The sequence below is a fragment of the Gilliamella sp. Choc5-1 genome (assembly GCF_001690595.1).
In the GTDB taxonomy this organism is placed as follows: Bacteria; Pseudomonadota; Gammaproteobacteria; order Enterobacterales; family Orbaceae; genus Gilliamella; species Gilliamella apicola_M.
Genome location: NZ_LZHH01000109.1, coordinates 41659 through 59953, shown reverse-complemented (window position 1 = coordinate 59953; position 18295 = coordinate 41659). Strand labels below are relative to the sequence as shown.

The window sequence follows — 18295 nt, the reverse complement described above, 5'->3', positions numbered from 1 at the left end:
TAATCTTATGATAAAGCACGAATATAAATCCATTGTAATCCAGATTTATTTAGAGTTTCCAATTATGCCAAATTGGTATAACACTACCGGGCAATGGGGTTGTTTTACCTAAATCTAAATAGGTGTCAACACCATGAAAATCCGATCCTTGTGATGCTAATAGTTCAAATTCATTGGCTAATTTAGCTAATTTTTGTAAATCGTCTTGTGTTTGCCTGCTTTGTGAAACTTCAATTGCATCCCCACCACTAGCTTTAAACTCACTTATTAATAATTTCAATTTAGTTAAAGTTAGATCATAGCGACTTGGATGCGCAAGTACTGCTTGCCCTCCTGCAGCATGAATGGCATTAACCGCATCTGAAATACTACACCATGTTGCAGGTACATAAGCATAACCACCTTTGCCTAAGTACGTTTTAAAAGCGCGTTTGATGTCTTTAACATAGCCGTTAGCAACTAAAAATCTTGCAAAATGGGCACGCGAAACAATGTCTCCTTTTGCAAATTGTTGTGCTTGTTGATAAGCGTTTTCAATGCTAACTTTAGCTAATTTATGGCTTATAGCCAACGCTCGATCGATTCTTCCTTGTTCTTGTGATGATAGTAGTGCCATTAACTCAGGATGTGCAATATCAATATTTAACCCAACAATATGGATTTCGTTGTTTTTCCAAGAAGTTGATATTTCAACACCACAAGCTAATTTAATAGGTAAATTTTCGTTAGCAATCGTTTTTTGAGCTTCAGGTAAACCTTTAACGGTGTCATGATCGGTAATAGCCAAAATAGCAATTTGGTTATCCACAGCTCTTTTGACAAGATCGCTAGGTGTTAAAAGACCATCCGATGCCGTAGTATGTGAATGTAAATCAACGATCATTTTTTTCTCGAAAATTATTTTGAAACGTGTAATATACCACACAATTTGCATGACCACTAAAAGGTATATTATGAAAGATCAAATTCGCCTTGCTCAACAAGATACTAGCACAATTATTGAGGAACTATTAGAAGATGGTAGCGATCCTCATGCACTTTATATCATTGAGCATCACATTTCATCACAACATTTTGATAAATTAGAAAAAGTGGCAGTAGAAGCCTATAAATTAGGCTATGAGGCAACCGATCCCGATGAAGATATTGACGATGCAGGCAATGTTATTATCGCTTTTGATATTGTTACTGAAAGCCTACTCAATGCCGAACTAATAAATGCACAAATTGCAGAAATCATCGCACTTACTACCCAATTTGGCGTCACATATGATGGTTGGGGTACTTATTTTGAAGATGGGAATGATAACGATTTTGATGAAGCTGAGCTTATGGAGACACTTCATTAAATATCATCAACTCCCTTTCTTAGGCTTTATTCTTATCCGATAAACGGATAAGAATATTAGTGTTTTAAAGCTTAATTTAGCTTTTCTATACGACTTGTTCTTTTTTGATCTGATGAAATACTACGAATAGAGATAGTGTTATCTTTATTAATTGCCACTGGAACAGTATAAAGTTTCCAATTTTTTCCATTATTCGTTGAATATTCAATGTTTAAACCAGGAAATACAATATTGGCGTTTAATTTACCATTTACAATTTTTGCACCAGGGATAGGTAATCTATAATTTATACCCGCAAGATCAAGTTTAGCTAGCTCTCTTTGTCCAAGTAAATTAGCAAAGCGATTCCAATCATCATGTAACGCTTTGCTATCTACATAATGTGTTTCACCTTGCTGATATTGGCGATCTTTTTGATAAGCCATTTCCCAATCAGCTTGATGCCAAGCCCTTTCAGCAACCGCTAGTAAACGAGGAAAAGCCATATATTGCATTTTGTTATCACTACGGATATCTTCAGTCCAAATTTGTGCTGATAGCCCATAAGCACCTGACCAGTTCATAGTACCTTTAGCTGTAAATGGATTACCATCTCGGTCAACCGAAGTTTCAGCATTTTGTGGTAAATTATTGGGCGCAAAGCTAAATATTTTACGTTCATCACTAAAACGTGTTGCCCAATAGTAACCACTCTCTTTTGGATTCACTTCATATGGCATATCTAAATAAACATAGTCTGGATTAGAGATAATTACTTGATAACCTTTATTTGTCCATTCATTAACTGAATCAAATCCCCCCCAATATAATGTGTCCCAAAAGTTAACTGTGACTTTATCAACCGCAAAAGATTTGGCATTTTCGGCATGTTTCATACCATCTTGCCATGCTTGCATATGGTTTATGCCATGATCTTTAATAATGGTACTGACTTGTTGTGCAAAATAACTTGGTAGATGCTCAATATCTTTCACTTTGCCTTTTCTTACAAAAGTTTGACAAGCTTGTGATTTAGCCCATGGATGATCTTCAATACTTTGATCAATAGTACCTTTAATATCAGTTTTTTCTTTTGCTTGCAGATCTTGATAACCTGTACCTAAACGGATATTTTTAGCTTCATCACCACCAAAATGCCAAGTATTAAGCGGTTGCCCTGCTTCAATATGCATTTTTGCGATTTCATCGATAACTTTATTAACAAAGCGTTTAGATGAATCAAGACAAGGATTCAAATAGCTTAAGCGATTATAAAATTGTACCGTTGTGGTATTGGATGTATCGGTTGGATCAACTAAACGATACTCATTAGCTTGTTGCTCTTTTCCTTCATTCATTAGGCGTTTATAACGTGCTTCCATTGATACTATTGCGGCTCTGGCATGTGCAGGCATATCGATTTCAGGAATAACCTCGATAAAGCGTGCTTTTGCATATTTGACAATTTCAATGTAATCATTACGACTTAAAAATCCTGATCCACTCGTATTACTATCAGGTCCCGAACCTAATTGTGGTAATAAACAATTTTGCTCCGTGAGGTCGTGACAGCGTTTACTACCGATATCGGTTAGCTCTGGTAATCCAGAAATTTGAATTCGCCAACCTTCATCGTCACTTAAGTGAAAATGAAATTTATTCATTTTATATTTTGCCATTTGATCTAATAAACTTAATATGGCTTGTTTAGATTTAAAATTACGCCCAATATCAAGCATAATCCCTCGATAAACAAAACGTGGCGAATCGACTGCATTTAGCATTGGTATTGAATTTGAATGATTTACGGGAATGATAGATAAAATGGATTGAATGGCATAAAAAATTCCTGCTTCATCATAAGCGGTGATTAATGTCTTATCCTTTTTGATATCTAATTGATAAGCGCCAAATTTTTCTTGCTTAAATTGTTTAGGATCAACGGTTGCTTTTATTTGATAACCTTTTCCTGTTACTGCAATGTTTAATGCTTTAAATTGTGCTTTTAAAATAGCTAAACTTTCTTGATTTAAACCATTAAGGATCAAATTAACTCCTTGCTGATCAATTATAACATCCTCTTTACCTATTGTAAGTTTGCTTGGTGTCGGTAGAATTTGCCCTCGTAACGATGATTCAGATAATTTATTAATATCGGCGTTATATTCAAAACGGTTAGCAGGCGTCATTAAAATATTGTGATCATCAGCCGTTCTTTTCCATTGTTGTTTTATTGGTGCAACAAATGCTGATAAATTGTCAGAATCCGTATTAGTGTTAGCAATAACTTTGGGGTTAGCATCACTGGAAGTTACATACCAACGTGGCATAACATCACTTTCACTAAGCATCCAATATTCCCCAATAATTGGAATATTCACCGTTGTATTGGCAGGAAAACCAGTGAACTTTTCTGTTGGCTCAAGCTTATGTAAATCACCTGTAATATGGGTGATTTTAAACTGATCATTGTCTACAGCTAGAATCATTCTGATATTATCAAAATAGATAGCCCAATCTTTATTATTAATGGCTGTTCCAGTATTTTTAAGTGAAATCATGATTTTATTACAAGAAGCCCAATCAGCACCTAAAGCTGAACAGTTAACGCCATTTGAGTTTGCTTGATTGTCGACAACTTCATATTTAACATTAAGTTGAGAACTAATCAAATCAGCAATTTGTTGAGAAGCATGCACTGATTGAATCGCACATATATTTAACAAAGAAAGAATTGAAGTTGCTAATATCGTTGCCTTAATCTTTTTCATCATTTTTTACCTATTTTTGTTTAGCACTAAAAACAGTGAATGGAATAGTAACAATAAATTTAATATCTCGTTCATCTTGGAAAATATTACCGTATCCACCACCCCAGCTCGGTATATTTGAATGGTTGTTATATTTGGTATAGTGCAATTGGAAGGTTGTATCTTTTGCCCAACTTTCTTGCACGGTATAACCTAAATCAAAGTTATATGCAGATTCAATCAAACGCTGTTTTTGATTGTATTGACGATTAGTGCTAGGTTTTGCATCCCAACCATAGGCATAAGACGCACCTGTTTTCCAACCCGCTAAATAATGAGATAGATGACTTAAATCATAAGTCACTTCAGCAAACACTGCTTTTTCACCATTGGCATTGAAGTCTGAGCGAGAATTCCACCATATATCTAAACGACCATTTGATGAAGCATAATCAGGTGTCATACGCTGTAAAAAGAATCCCTGTTCTCCATCAGCTTTAACCGAAACGCCTTCAAATCGTAGACCGATAGCACCAACTTGATAGCCTAATGTTGCTGCTTGCAACCACGCTAAGCCATCATATACATCTGTACCTTTATGCGATTGATCTTTAGCGCCATAAAATTGGTAGCTCATAATCATAGGATTATCAAACACTTCCATTTTATAAGATACTTTACCAAAAAATTGGTTCATATAATTTTGTGCTTGTCCAAATGCACTTTCTAATACTAAGTCATTTTTAAAGTCATACTTCAAACCGGCAGAATGTAAATAATTAATTTTTTTACCTTTTCCCCACTGTTTAAATTCATAAAGCCGTTTATACCAAGGTGCTTTATATTTATCACTCCACATATATGACATCGACAATGCTCCAGCGCTATCAAAATCAAGAGTTGACCCTACCTCAAAACCTCGATAAGTACCTGGTAATAAACTCCAGTGTGGTGCAAGTAACGTTTGACCTGAGGGTTGAATATAACCTGCTTTTACCCAAAATAATTCGTCAATTTTAAAATTTGCTTGTGCTTTATAAAAACTAAGTCCACTGACATCTTTCTTCCAATCCTCATCCCAACGGGTATGAGCACCACTAAATCCTATTTCATTTGGGTGTCCATTACCGCCATTACTGACTTCCCAAGCGCCATAACCACCAAGTTCAATAGCCAATCTATCGGCAATATAGCCTGATTTAAAATCCAAATTAGTATTGAATGAAGTGTGTCTTAGGTTTTTTTCATACTTATGTGTATCAATATCTTTGCGTTCACGATCACGATTCCAGAAAAAGATATTACCAGTTAATGAAGCATCATCGAAAAAATGATTTTCATAGACGGCATCAACTGGAGTTGTTACCCCCATTAAAACAGAAAAAGAAAAAATAAGTTTAGTTAAAAGATTTAATCGGTTAGGTATCATTTTTGCATTATAAATATTCATATTTATTTTCCTAAAATAATGAAATTATGCTATTTAACTTACAGTAAAACTTATTAACATATGATTATTATTAATAAATTGAACTTCAAAGTAACTTTTATTTTAAACATTCGAAAACTAAGCTTTATTTAGGAACATATTTAAATTCAGATATGAGGTAAATATGTATTTTTATAATGCATAAACATATTTTATCTAGCAAATTAAACACTCTAAATCGTGATCATAATCACTAAAAAGATCGATTTTTATGCTAATTTTTAGATAAAAGTCACAACTTTTTTTATTAAAAAAAATAATATAACGGACTTTTTTAGAATTTTTTAAACTTATGACGGTATAGAATCCTGAATATTTTTTACAAAAATATCACCTAAAATATAAACCTTTGTATAAATATCCCATTGTAAATGACCAACCCACGTACAAAATTACGTTAGTATTAATCATTAAAGTCACATTATTTAATATGTTATGACGATTTTAGAAGATGTTAATGAATATGTTCTAGATGAACGTTTGGTGTCAATATTTAGTCTATCACCAATTTTATTTATAATATCAACACGCTACCTATGATTTAGGATATGGCATTTTTTATGTATATTTATTACTGTGGTTGAAAAATTGAAGATTAAAAAGTAAGTAATTTCTAAAGATTAATAACGTAAAATGACCACCAAATAAAAAAGAGAAATCACATTTGGTTTCTCTTTTTTATTAATATGCTAAAAATACCATTTACTTTATAATAAATAACGTTTTTTTAATTGTAGCTAAATAATTAAACTCTTAATGTTCAGTATCAATTTCATCAAAACTTTTTACTAGTTCATCAATGGCTTTCATCTGTTTTAAGAAAGGTTCCAATTTTGCTAGTGGTAACGCTGACGGTCCATCACATTTTGCATGACTTGGATCTGGGTGGGATTCTAAAAATAACCCAGCAATACCAACAGCCATGCCCGAGCGTGCAAGTTCAGTTACTTGGCCACGACGTCCACCTGATGCTGCTCCCATAGGATCACGGCATTGAAGAGCATGAGTAACATCAAAAATAACTGGTGACCCTTTGCTTGCTTTTTTCATAATGTTAAAACCAAGCATATCAACCACTAAGTTGTCATAACCAAAACAGCTACCACGATCACAAAGGATGATTTGATTGTTACCAGCCTCTTCAAATTTTTCAACAATATTACCCATCTGCCCTGGACTAACAAATTGTGGTTTTTTGACATTAATTACTGCGCCTGTTTTAGCCATTGCAACAACTAAATCAGTTTGTCTTGCTAAAAAGGCAGGTAATTGAATTACATCAACCACATCAGCAACGGGTTGACATTGTGCTTCAGTATGTACATCAGTAATAATTTTAACGCCAAATTGTTGTTTAAGCTCTTGGAATATTTTTAGCCCTTCTTCTAATCCTGGTCCACGATAGGAATGAATTGATGAGCGATTTGCTTTATCAAAAGAGGCTTTAAAAATATAAGGAATATTCAGTTTATTGGTAACGGTGACATAATGTTCACAGATTTTCATCGCTAAATCACGAGATTCAAGCACATTCATACCACCAAATAATACAAAGGGTAGATCATTAGCGACAGTAATGTCACCAACGTTTACTTTTTTTTGTTGCATAATAAAATTTTCCTAGTTAAGGTTTAAACCAGCGACCAAGGGTGACTCTGTCATTACCGCTATAGTCGGTGAAGGTTTCTACTAATTGAAATCCATGTTGTTTAAAAACTGTTTGCACTGCCTCGCCTTGTTTCCAACCATGTTCTATTAATAACCACCCATATTGGTTTAAGTGTTTAGTTGCACCTTGTACAATTAGTTTAATATCAGCTAAACCATCATCTTCAGAAACTAATGCGCTTCTTGGTTCGTAGCGTACATCGCCTTGAGATAAGTGAATGTCTGTTGGCTCAATATAAGGAGGATTACTGACAATCATTGAAAACTTTCTATTCTTTATTGGCTTGTACCAATCACCTTGTAAAAAATAAACATTATTCACCCCGATTTGGGTCGCATTTTTTTGAGCTAAAATTAGGGCATCTTTATTTTTTTCAATTGCGGTAAATAAACAGTCTTGACGTTCGGTTGCCATTGCAATAACTATCGAGCCGGTTCCCGTGCCAAGATCCAATACTTCACAAGGCACTTTAGGAAGGTACTCTAAACCTAATTCAACTAATTTTTCGGTATCCGGTCTAGGTATTAAAGTGGCGTTAGAAACATTAAACTTTAAGGACCAAAACTCTTTTTCGCCAGTTATATAAGCGATAGGCTCACCATTTTTCCTGCGTTCTAAACATTCAGATAAAGCAATCAATTCATCATCAGTTAGCAATGTTTCACTGAACGCCATTAAAAATGTCCGCGTTTTTTGCGTAACAAAACTCAGTAAAATTTCAGCATCTCGCTTTGGGCTTTCACTATCTGTTAAGGTTTGAGATGCACTTTTAAGCCATTGTAAGTATGTCATTCATCTTGTTCCGATAAAGCTGCTAGTTGATCAGCTTGATATTCCTGCACAATCGGATCGATTAGCATCTCTAATTTTCCTTCCATGACTTCATCTAAACGGTAAAGCGTTAAATTAATTCGATGATCGGTTACTCGACCTTGTGGATAATTATATGTTCTGATTCTATCTGAACGATCGCCTGAACCTAATAGATTTCGACGTGTTGAAGCCTCTTCTTGTTGGCGCTTACGTAGTTCCGCATCTTGAATTCTTGCAGCTAAAACTGACATTGCTTTGGCTCTGTTTTTATGTTGCGATCGCTCATCTTGACATTCAACAACGATGCCCGTAGGAATGTGGGTAATACGAATAGCAGAATCTGTTGTATTAACATGCTGACCACCTGCGCCAGATGAACGATAGGTATCAATTTTTAAATCAGCAGGGTTGATTTCGGGCATTTCTGCTTCAGGGACTTCCGGTAAAACAGCAACGGTACAAGCAGAGGTATGAATACGACCTTGAGATTCTGTTTCCGGTACACGTTGGACTCGGTGTCCACCTGATTCAAATTTTAAATTACCATAAACACCATCCCCACTAACTAACATAATAACTTCTTTATAGCCACCATGTTCACCATCATTTGCACTCATAATCTCAACACGCCAATTCCGTGATTCGGCAAATCTTGTATACATTCGTGCTAAGTCGCCAGCAAAAATAGCCGCTTCATCACCACCAGTTCCAGCTCTAACTTCGATAAAACAATTATAATCATCATTAGGATCTTTAGGTAATAGTAAAACTTGTAGTTGCTTTTCTTGTTCTTCAACTCGACTTAATGCTTCGTTTAACTCCTCTTGTGCCATTTCACTCATTTCAGGATCAGATAGCATCATTTTAGCTGTCTCAATATCCTCTTGTGTTTGCTTCCAATCAGAAAAACACTTAACCACCCCTGTTAATTGAGAATATTCTTTAGACAAAGTGCGAAAGCGATTTTGATCCGCAATAACCGAAGCATCAGACAATAATGCTTGAACTTCTTCATAACGCTCTTGTAGCATTTCTAATTTGTTGATAATTGAAGATTTCATAAAAATATATATTAGATGATATAAATTAATTAAATTTGTGGGGCATTATATACTTAATCACTTTTAAAATACAGTTTGAGCTAACTATCAAACTTATATTGCATAAACAATATATGGCATGGTGAGAGAATAAACCGAAATATTATAGACATAATAAAAAGTATTTTATAAACTTAATGTTGGCTTATTTTAGTCTTATGATTATGGTCAACAACTTATTTGTAGCAATTTTCTATTTTTATCAATTATGTTAACTAAATTCTATGACAAAATAATTTTTAAAATCTGAAAAAATGATAATTGAAATTGAAAGTTTTTATGGTAATACATTAATTTCAGGCAAAGCTTCATCAATAGGGCAGCTAAAATCGCGTATGATGAAAGTTCTCAATGATGTAGGTTCCGAAAATTTCACTCACATATTTTGCTTTCGTTATGGTTATCAAATTTATCCGTATAATAAAAATATTGCTGTAGACTATGTGATTGATTTAGATATTTACCACGTTTATCAGCCTTACCATTAATCCCTACTGATTAATTTAGTTTCAAAAATTTCTTAAAAAAACTGAATAAAATGATGTGCATTTAGATTTAAAAGTACTAAAAAAGGTGCAACAGGAAAGGCGTGTTCAAATATTCAATTTTGATCAGCTAATTTTCCTACATAGTTTAAATCATTTTTATTTCTCCATTTTCAGGATTTTAAATCCAATCCAAATGGATCAACTTCCAAATTAGAATCGAACGTATATGCATAAAAATTCGGGTTATTACCTGCCAGCCCGATAGGGTCTTGACTTATATAAGTTCCTGTATTACTGTCGTAATACCTGAAACGATTATAATAAAGTCCATCTAGTTCTTGGTCTTCATACTGCCCCAGTTGCCGGAACGGAATAAACGGCTGATTGTTAAACGAATCTTCCCGTATTCTGCCATAGATGTCAAATTCCACCTGCCAAACCAGTTCATCTTTATCATCATAGGCCTGAGCCGGTCTGCCCAAATAGTCCGATACAATTGAGTAGGACTTGCCATTACATAGCTTAGCAGTGGGTGCTAAACTTCCTTCCTCATAAACCCAAGTGGTCAGGTTTTGGACCGGTTCGGGGTGGTCCAAAATAAGCATTCCCAGCTCATCAGAAATAACCTTAGGACGCCGTGCACACTGATAATGCCATTCATGCAATAAAACATTACCATCCCAAAGATAGCGATAAATCTTTGTATGGACAATTTTCGCTGTTTTTGTTCCTGCTAGAAAACATCAAGTTTTTACATTTCATATGCTTAAAATAATTCACTCAAAATACATAACTTGAGATTTATCAGGGGCATGAATTTAATTAATTGATTTTTATTTGTTTTCTACATAAACGTAGTGCACTCCTGAAACTTTTTGACAAAAATTATCTTATAAAAAATAAAAATGCCGTTAGTTTGAGCTAACGGCATTTTATTAAGTATATAAATGACTTATTATTACTATTTCTTCTTCGCCTTAGCATTTGGTAAATCAGTGACTGAGCCTTCATAAATTTCAGAGGCTAAGCCAATTGATTCATGCAATGTTGGGTGAGCATGAATTGTTAATGCAATATCTTCGGCATCGCAACCCATTTCGACAGCTAAGGTGATTTCACCAAGTAATTCACCGCCATTTGCACCAACAACCGCACCACCTAATAGGCGATTATCTGCTTTATTGAAGATCAGTTTTGTCATCCCTTCAGAGCAATCAGAAGCGATAGCTCGTCCTGAAGCTGCCCATGGGAAGATTGATACTTCATAATCAATACCTTTCTCTTTCGCTTCTTTTTCAGTTAAACCAACCCAAGCAACTTCAGGTTCAGTATAAGCGATAGAAGGAATGGTTTTTGGATCAAAGAAGTGTTTTTTACCTGCAATTACTTCTGCTGCCACATGACCTTCGTGTACGCCTTTGTGCGCAAGCATTGGTTGACCAACAATATCTCCAATTGCATAGATATGCGGAACATTGGTACGCATCTGTTTATCGACTTCAATAAATCCACGGTCAGTAACATTAACGCCTGCTTTTTCGGCACTAATTAATTTACCATTTGGTGTACGGCCAATTGCTACTAATACCGCATCATAAGTATGAGTTTCGGTGCTGCCGTCTTTCTTTTCCATGGTGACATAAATTGCATCATGTTTTGCTTCAACGGTAGTAACTTTAGTTTCCAATCGTAACGTGAATTTCTTTTGGATCTGCTTAGTAAAGACTTTAATTACATCTTTATCAGCAGCCGGAATCACTTGATCAAACATTTCAACTACATCGACTTCTGAACCAAGTGCATGGTATACAGTCCCCATTTCAAGACCTATAATTCCGCCACCCATTAATAATAATTTTTTAGGAATGGTGGTTAAGGCTAAGGCATCTGTAGAATCCCAAATACGAGGATCATCATGTGGAATAAAAGGCAACTTGATTGGACGAGAGCCCGCTGCAATAATCGCATTATCAAAGGTGATCTTAGTGATTCCTTTTGATGAAGTTACCTCCATTGTATGACTACCAGTAAACTGTGCTTCACCTTGAATCACATTGACTTTGCGCATTTTGGCCATACCAGCTAGTCCATTAGTCAGTTGACTAATGACTTTTTCTTTCCAACCGCGCACTTTGTCTAATTCAAGTCTAGGTGTACCAAAATGGATACCATGTTCGGTTAATGATTTTGCTTCATCCATTACTTTAGCAACATGAAGTAATGCTTTTGATGGAATACAGCCTACATTTAAACAAACACCACCAAGTGTTGAATAACGTTCAACAAGGGTAACTTCTAGTCCAAGGTCGGCAGCACGAAACGCAGCGGAATAACCCGCTGGTCCTGCTCCTAAAACCACAACTTGTGTTTTAACATCTTGACTCATAATTTGATCTCCTTAATTACATCACTAAACGACGTAAGTCGGATAAGACGTTAACAATATGGCTTAAGAAGCGTGCACCATCAGCACCATCAATAACTCGGTGATCGAATGATAATGATAATGGCAACATTAGCCGTGGTGTAAACTCTTTGCCATTCCAAACTGGTTTCATGCTAGAGCGAGATACACCTAAAATACCAACTTCTGGCGCATTAACAATTGGTGTAAACGAGGTTGTACCAATGCCACCAAGGCTAGAAATAGTGAAACATCCACCTTGCATATCGCTACCTGTCAATTTACCTTCACGTGCCTTTTTAGAAATTGCCGCAAGCTCACGAGAAAGTTCAACAATACCCTTTTTATCAACATCTTTAAATACTGGTACTACAAGACCATTTGGTGTATCGACAGCAACGCCAATATTAATGTATTTTTTGATAATTAAGGTTTGGGCATCTTCAGATAATGAGCTATTAAAGCGTGGATACGCTGTTAATGCACTTGCTACCGCTTTCATGATAAACACAAGTGGCGTGATCTTAAGATCAAGTTTTTTCTTATCTGCTTCTGCATTTTGTTGCTTACGGAATGCTTCTAAATCAGTAATATCTGTTTCATCAAATTCTGTCACATGCGGAATCATTACCCAGTTACGGTGTAAATTTGCACCTGATACTTTTTGAATTTTAGTTAATGGTAAACTTTCAACTTCACCAAATTTGCTAAAATCAACTTTAGGCCATGGTAATAGACCAGGTAATGCACCACCTGTAGCGCCACTTTCAATTTGTTTAACAGCATTTTTTACGTAAGTTTGAATGTCTTCACGTAAAATACGGTTTTTAGGACCTGTAGCAGTAACTTTTGCTAGATTTACCCCAAATTCACGTGCTAAACGACGTACAGATGGTGTTGCATGAGCATAAGCATCGTTTTCAACAAACTCATTGCTTGATGAAGCAGGCGCTGATTTTGCAGCAACTGGTGCTGGCGTTGGCTCAGGTGCTGCTTTTTCAGCAACAGGCGCTGCGGCAGCTGGAGCTGCTTGAGTAACTGGAGCTGCACTAGATGTGGTTTCAAATTCCATGATTTTGGAACCTGTTTTTACTTTATCACCCACTTTTATCGTGATACTTTTAACCGTACCAGCAATGGTTGCTGGTACTTCCATTGAGGCTTTATCACCCTCAACGGTAATTAATGAATCATCAACAGATATAGTATCACCTACTTTTACCAAAATTTCCGTTACTTCGACTTCATCACCACCAATATCTGGAACTTTTACATCTACAATTTGGCTAGTTGCAGTTGGTGTTACTTCAACTTTTGGTGCTTCTTGTGCTGTAACTGTAGCTGGAGCGGCAGTTTCGCCACCTTGCCCATCAAAGACCATAATGTCAACGCCTGTTTTGACTTTATCGCCAATTTTTACAGAAATAGATTTAACAATACCAGCCTGTGGTGCTGGGATTTCCATTGATGCTTTATCACCTTCAACTGTCATAATTGACTGATCAGCTTCAACTTTATCGCCTATTTTAACCAGAATTTCGGTTACTTCTACTTCGTCACCACCGATATCAGGTAATTTGATTTGAATACTCATTATAATAACCTCTTATGCAATTCGTGGATTAAGTTTATCGGCATTGATTTCGAATTTTTTGATCGCATCTTCAACAACGCTAACTTCAATATCGCCACGTTTAGCAAGTTCACCCAATGCTGCAACCACAACATAAGATGCATCGACTTCAAAGTGATGACGTAAATTTTCACGGCTATCGCTGCGACCGAAACCGTCAGTACCGAGTACTCGATAGCTTTCAGCAGGTACAAATCCACGAATTTGCTCAGCAAACAATTTCATATAATCAGTTGAAACCACCGCTGGATTGTTATTCATAATTTGTGCAACATAAGGCACTTTTGGTGTTTCACTTGGATGCAACATATTATATCGTTCGCAATCTTGACCATCACGAGCAAGCTCTGTAAAGGATGTTACGCTATAAACTTCTGAGCTAATACCATAATTTTTAGCTAAGATTTCAGCCGCTTCACGAACATGGCGTAAAATAGAGCCTGAACCTAGTAACTGAACAGTCGGTTTGCCTTTTTGACCCTCAACGGTATCTAGTTTATAAATACCTCGTCGAATGCCCTCTTCTGCACCTTCTGGCATTGCTGGTTGTGCATAGTTTTCATTGAGAGTTGTAATATAGTAGTAAACGTTTTCTTGCTCACCATACATGCGACGTAAACCGTCTTGCATGATTACCGCAACTTCATAAGCATAAGCAGGATCATATGATATACAGTTAGGGATAGTTAATGCTTGAATGTGACTGTGACCATCTTGGTGTTGTAAACCTTCACCATTTAGCGTTGTTCGACCAGAGGTTCCACCAATCATAAATCCACGTGCTTGTTGATCACCTGCTGCCCACATTAGATCACCAATACGTTGGAATCCAAACATTGAATAGTAAATGTAGAATGGAATCATTGGAAAATCATTTGTGCTATATGAAGTGGCCGCAGCAATCCAAGAAGCCGTTGCACCACATTCATTAATTCCTTCTTGAAGAATTTGACCTTTCTCATCTTCACGATAATAAGCCACTTGTTCTTTATCTTGTGGTGTATATTGTTGACCGTGTGGATTATAAATACCAATTTGACGGAATAAACCTTCCATACCAAAAGTACGTGCTTCATCAGCTAGAATAGGTACTAGACGTGGAGCAAGTTCTTTATCCTTAAGCATAATATTAAGCGCACGGACAAATGCTATAGTGGTTGATATTTCTTTCGATTGAGCTTCAAGTAATGACGCAAATTCACTTAATGGAGGAATTGAAACAGTTCCTGAAAAATGAGTTAATCTAGATGGTACATAACCATGTAACGCTTCACGACGCTCATGAATGTATTTGTATTCTGGCGTGTGTTCCTCAAATTTGATGTATGGTAATTTTTCAAGTGCTTCATCTGTTACTGGAATATTGAAGAAATCGCGAACATGACGTACGCCATCCATATTCATTTTTTTCACTTGGTGTGCAATATTTTTTGCTTCAGCTGCAGCTCCCATGCCATAACCTTTAATGGTGTGAGCAAGAATAACAGTTGGGCGATCTTTGGTTTCTTTTGATCGTTGGAATGCTGCAAACATTTTAGCAGGATCTTGACCACCACGATTTAATCTAAAGATTTCTTCATCAGACATATCTTTAACTAATTCAGCAGTTTCAGGGTATTTACCAAAGAAATGCTCGCGAACATAAGCACCGTCTTTTGATTTTAATGTTTGATAATCACCATCAAGTGTTTCATTCATTAGTCGAATTAACTTACCAGACTTATCTTTTTGGAGAAGTTTATCCCAACGGTCACCCCAAAGAACTTTAATTACGTTCCAACCCGCACCAGCAAATACACCTTCTAGTTCATTGATAATTTTGCCATTACCCGTTACTGGACCATCTAAACGTTGTAAATTACAGTTGATAACAAACACTAAATTATCGAGTTTTTCACGCGTTGCAACGGTAATTGCACCTTTTGATTCTGGTTCATCCATCTCACCATCACCTAAGAAAGCATAAACAGTTTGTTCAGAGGTATCTTTTAGTCCACGATTTTCTAAATATTTTAAAAAACGTGCTTGGTAAATTGCACTAATAGGACCAAGCCCCATTGATACTGTTGGGAATTGCCAGAATTCTGGGAGTAGTTTAGGATGTGGGTAAGAAGGTAACCCTTTACCATGTACTTCTTGGCGGAAATTATCTAATTGTTCTTCGGTTAAACGACCTTCAATAAAAGCTCGAGAATAAATACCTGGTGAGATGTGCCCTTGGAAGTAAATTAAATCACCGCCATCTTTTTCATTACGAGCACGGAAAAAGTGGTTAAAACAGACTTCATAAAAAGTAGCTGCAGATTGGAACGATGCCATATGGCCACCAAGCTCTAAATCTTTCTTTGAAGCTCGTAACACCATCATAATTGCATTCCAACGGACAATTGAACGAATACGTCTTTCTATTTCCCAATCGCCAGGATAAGCAGGTTGCTCTTCTACTGGAATAGTATTGACATAATTGCTTGTTGAAGAACCAAAAAGTACTGGAACACCCCCATCTCTCGCCTTATTAACTATTTGTTCAATAATATACTGTGCACGTTCGACACCTTCTTCTCGAATAATAGACTCAACACTTTTGAGCCAATCTTGTGTTTCAATTGGATCGACATCATTCATTTGCATGTCCGACATATAAAAACCTCTTTTTTGTTTAGAAAAATACAACGTTTTATTCTTAATTACATTAAAAAATGTCACTAATCAAGCTAAAACGCTGGATTACGGAGTTTTATTTATAGCAGTCTGCCATTTTTAAAAAAAAAGTAAAGCAAACTGCTACTTTGAAAAGAATGTTAATTCCTATCAAATTAATCAACTATTTCAATAATAATAACAAAATTAATATTATTTATCTGATAAATAATTAAATTTTAATTAAGAGTAAGTATAAATATTATTTTAATAACTACACTAAAAATAACTACAAGTTGTCAAGTTATTACAAAATCTGTTATATACTTGTAAAAATTTCGATAATATTACTTGAAGACAACAGAAAAAACTATGACCATTAATAATGTCATAATCAAAGACTTAAAAATTAAACCATATGTGTATACCTATCAAGCTATGCATGACTTTACAAAACAACGTAATGAGCATTCTCTTGATGAAATCTGGTTAGTCGAGCATGAACCTGTATTTACCCAAGGTAAAGTTGGTAAAGCAGAACATTTATTAAATCAGACAAATATCCCAGTTATTCAGACCGATCGCGGTGGTCAAATTACTTACCATGCTCCAGGTCAACAAATCATGTATATTTTATTTGATTTAAAAAGACTTAAGATAGGTATCCGAGATATAGTTAGTTATTTAGAAAATAGTGTCATTCAAACATTGCTCCATTATGGTATTATAGCTAATGCAAAGTCTGATGCACCAGGAGTATATATTAACGAAAAGAAAATTTGTTCACTTGGTTTGCATATCAGTCGTGGCTGCACTTTACATGGACTTGCATTCAATGTTGATATGGATCTTTCCCCTTTTAATAACATTAACCCTTGTGGCTACGCCGGATTACAAATGACTCAACTAAAAGAATATGTCTCTCAAATTGACCGTAAAGAGATAAAACAACTATTAACCAATAATTTTATTAAGCAGTTACCTCAAAGATAAGATACCTATTATGCAAAATAATGAAACAATAATCAGAAGTTCGAAATATCGTGATGCCGAAAAGACACGCTTAATTCCAACTGTAACCTTAGAAGATGTCGCACCGCTAAAAAAACCTGAATGGATGCGAATTAAATTATCTGCTCACTCTGATAATATAGCACATATTAAAAACACCATGCGCAAACATGGATTACATTCAGTCTGTGAAGAAGCCTCTTGTCCTAATTTAGCTGAATGTTTTAATCATGGCACGGCTACTTTTATGATTTTGGGCGATATTTGTACCCGCCGTTGCCCATTTTGTGATGTTGCACATGGTCGTCCATTACCACCAGATCAAGATGAGCCAATAAAACTAGCTAAAACTATCCAAGAAATGAAGTTGCGCTATGTTGTTATTACTTCTGTAGATAGGGATGATTTAAAAGATGGCGGCGCTAGTCATTTTTCTTCTTGTACACAAAAAATCCGTGCTTTAAACCCTAGTATCAAAGTCGAAACGTTAACACCTGATTTCCGTGGTTGTATTGATGAAGCAATTGATGTCTTAAGTGATAATCCACCTGATGTATTTAATCATAATTTAGAAAATATACCTCGCTTATATAAGAGAATCCGCCCTGGCGCTAACTATGAAGGATCACTTAAATTACTGGCAGCATTTAAAGAACGATATCCTGAAATTCCTACAAAATCTGGGTTGATGGTAGGACTTGGCGAAACAAATCAAGAATTAATTCAAGTGTTAAAAGATTTACGTAGTCATGGTGTTACTATGTTGACGCTTGGTCAATATTTACAACCAAGTAAATATCATTTACCCGTTGAACGTTATGTTTCGCCACAAGAATTTGAAGAATTAAAGCAAACGGCATTAGCTATGGGATTCACTCATGCAGCTTGTGGGCCATTTGTACGTTCATCTTATCATGCTGATTTACAAGCAATGGGCAAAGAGGTGAAGTAATCTTCACCCCTTTTTATA

General features: G+C 35.7%; 14 protein-coding genes. 4 read left to right on the top strand and 10 right to left on the bottom strand.

Annotated elements, in window-relative coordinates; translation table 11 throughout:
- Nucleotides 1–49 precede the first annotated feature (49 nt).
- The gene (gene rnm, locus A9G35_RS09525) at nt 50–883 is read right to left on the bottom strand and encodes an RNase RNM (RefSeq protein WP_065636672.1); all 834 of its coding nucleotides are present in this window, start codon (nt 881–883) and stop codon (nt 50–52) included.
- Between the two features lie 70 nt (nt 884–953).
- Between rnm and rraB the strand changes: the two genes are divergently transcribed.
- Entirely contained in the window at nt 954–1349 is a 396-nt protein-coding gene (gene rraB / locus A9G35_RS09520; RefSeq protein WP_065636645.1) for a ribonuclease E inhibitor RraB, read from the top strand.
- A 71-nt stretch (nt 1350–1420) separates the two neighbouring features.
- Here the strand turns inward: rraB and A9G35_RS09515 are convergent, their stop codons facing one another.
- From A9G35_RS09515 to prfA, 5 genes are all read right to left on the bottom strand, one after another.
- Entirely contained in the window at nt 1421–4099 is a 2679-nt protein-coding gene (locus tag A9G35_RS09515) for a beta-N-acetylhexosaminidase (RefSeq protein WP_065636644.1), read from the bottom strand.
- A gap of 10 nt (nt 4100–4109) precedes the next feature.
- Nucleotides 4110–5450 (bottom strand): OprD family outer membrane porin, encoded by a 1341-nt coding sequence (locus tag A9G35_RS09510; protein WP_442903179.1) that lies wholly within the window; start codon nt 5448–5450, stop codon nt 4110–4112.
- A gap of 870 nt (nt 5451–6320) precedes the next feature.
- Nucleotides 6321–7175 (bottom strand): 3-deoxy-8-phosphooctulonate synthase, encoded by an 855-nt coding sequence (gene kdsA, locus A9G35_RS09505; RefSeq protein WP_065636643.1) that lies wholly within the window; start codon nt 7173–7175, stop codon nt 6321–6323.
- A gap of 16 nt (nt 7176–7191) precedes the next feature.
- Entirely contained in the window at nt 7192–8028 is an 837-nt protein-coding gene (gene prmC / locus A9G35_RS09500; RefSeq protein WP_065636642.1) for a peptide chain release factor N(5)-glutamine methyltransferase, read from the bottom strand.
- Nucleotides 8025–9110 (bottom strand): peptide chain release factor 1, encoded by a 1086-nt coding sequence (gene prfA / locus A9G35_RS09495; RefSeq protein WP_034909811.1) that lies wholly within the window; start codon nt 9108–9110, stop codon nt 8025–8027. Before prfA ends, prmC begins: the two co-directional genes overlap by 4 nt.
- Before the next feature lie 293 nt (nt 9111–9403).
- On the opposite strand from prfA, the gene A9G35_RS09490 reads away from it, so the two are divergent.
- Nucleotides 9404–9637, top strand: a complete 234-nt coding sequence (locus A9G35_RS09490) for a hypothetical protein (protein WP_065625826.1) — start codon at nt 9404–9406, stop codon at nt 9635–9637.
- Nucleotides 9638–9807: 170 nt separating this feature from the next.
- On the opposite strand, the gene A9G35_RS09485 is transcribed toward A9G35_RS09490, so the two are convergent.
- From A9G35_RS09485 to aceE, 4 genes are all read right to left on the bottom strand, one after another.
- Nucleotides 9808–10302: an RHS repeat domain-containing protein gene (locus tag A9G35_RS09485; protein ID WP_065636641.1), complete on the bottom strand. Its 495-nt coding sequence runs from the start codon at nt 10300–10302 to the stop codon at nt 9808–9810.
- A 296-nt stretch (nt 10303–10598) separates the two neighbouring features.
- The gene (lpdA, locus tag A9G35_RS09480) at nt 10599–12023 is read right to left on the bottom strand and encodes a dihydrolipoyl dehydrogenase (protein WP_065560236.1); all 1425 of its coding nucleotides are present in this window, start codon (nt 12021–12023) and stop codon (nt 10599–10601) included.
- A 16-nt stretch (nt 12024–12039) separates the two neighbouring features.
- Entirely contained in the window at nt 12040–13635 is a 1596-nt protein-coding gene (aceF, locus tag A9G35_RS09475; RefSeq protein ID WP_065608597.1) for a pyruvate dehydrogenase complex dihydrolipoyllysine-residue acetyltransferase, read from the bottom strand.
- A gap of 12 nt (nt 13636–13647) precedes the next feature.
- Nucleotides 13648–16314, bottom strand: coding sequence for a pyruvate dehydrogenase (acetyl-transferring), homodimeric type (gene aceE, locus A9G35_RS09470; RefSeq protein WP_065636640.1), 2667 nt, complete (start codon nt 16312–16314; stop codon nt 13648–13650).
- Between the two features lie 372 nt (nt 16315–16686).
- On the opposite strand from aceE, the gene lipB reads away from it, so the two are divergent.
- Nucleotides 16687–17307, top strand: a complete 621-nt coding sequence (gene lipB, locus A9G35_RS09465; protein ID WP_065636639.1) for a lipoyl(octanoyl) transferase LipB — start codon at nt 16687–16689, stop codon at nt 17305–17307.
- Nucleotides 17308–17317: 10 nt separating this feature from the next.
- Entirely contained in the window at nt 17318–18277 is a 960-nt protein-coding gene (gene lipA / locus A9G35_RS09460) for a lipoyl synthase (protein ID WP_065636638.1), read from the top strand.
- The last annotated feature ends 18 nt before the right edge of the window (nt 18278–18295 follow it).

What these genes read in the sequence shown, in the direction of transcription:
- rnm (WP_065636672.1), bottom strand. Translation starts at nt 883, where the DNA reads ATGATCGTTGATTTACATTCACATACTACGGCATCGGATGGTCTTTTA.
- rraB (WP_065636645.1), top strand. Translation starts at nt 954, where the DNA reads ATGAAAGATCAAATTCGCCTTGCTCAACAAGATACTAGCACAATTATT.
- A9G35_RS09515 (WP_065636644.1), bottom strand. Translation starts at nt 4,099, where the DNA reads ATGAAAAAGATTAAGGCAACGATATTAGCAACTTCAATTCTTTCTTTG.
- A9G35_RS09510 (WP_442903179.1), bottom strand. Translation starts at nt 5,450, where the DNA reads ATGGGGGTAACAACTCCAGTTGATGCCGTCTATGAAAATCATTTTTTC.
- kdsA (WP_065636643.1), bottom strand. Translation starts at nt 7,175, where the DNA reads ATGCAACAAAAAAAAGTAAACGTTGGTGACATTACTGTCGCTAATGAT.
- prmC (WP_065636642.1), bottom strand. Translation starts at nt 8,028, where the DNA reads ATGACATACTTACAATGGCTTAAAAGTGCATCTCAAACCTTAACAGAT.
- prfA (WP_034909811.1), bottom strand. Translation starts at nt 9,110, where the DNA reads ATGAAATCTTCAATTATCAACAAATTAGAAATGCTACAAGAGCGTTAT.
- A9G35_RS09490 (WP_065625826.1), top strand. Translation starts at nt 9,404, where the DNA reads ATGATAATTGAAATTGAAAGTTTTTATGGTAATACATTAATTTCAGGC.
- lpdA (WP_065560236.1), bottom strand. Translation starts at nt 12,023, where the DNA reads ATGAGTCAAGATGTTAAAACACAAGTTGTGGTTTTAGGAGCAGGACCA.
- aceF (WP_065608597.1), bottom strand. Translation starts at nt 13,635, where the DNA reads ATGAGTATTCAAATCAAATTACCTGATATCGGTGGTGACGAAGTAGAA.
- aceE (WP_065636640.1), bottom strand. Translation starts at nt 16,314, where the DNA reads ATGTCGGACATGCAAATGAATGATGTCGATCCAATTGAAACACAAGAT.
- lipB (WP_065636639.1), top strand. Translation starts at nt 16,687, where the DNA reads ATGACCATTAATAATGTCATAATCAAAGACTTAAAAATTAAACCATAT.
- lipA (WP_065636638.1), top strand. Translation starts at nt 17,318, where the DNA reads ATGCAAAATAATGAAACAATAATCAGAAGTTCGAAATATCGTGATGCC.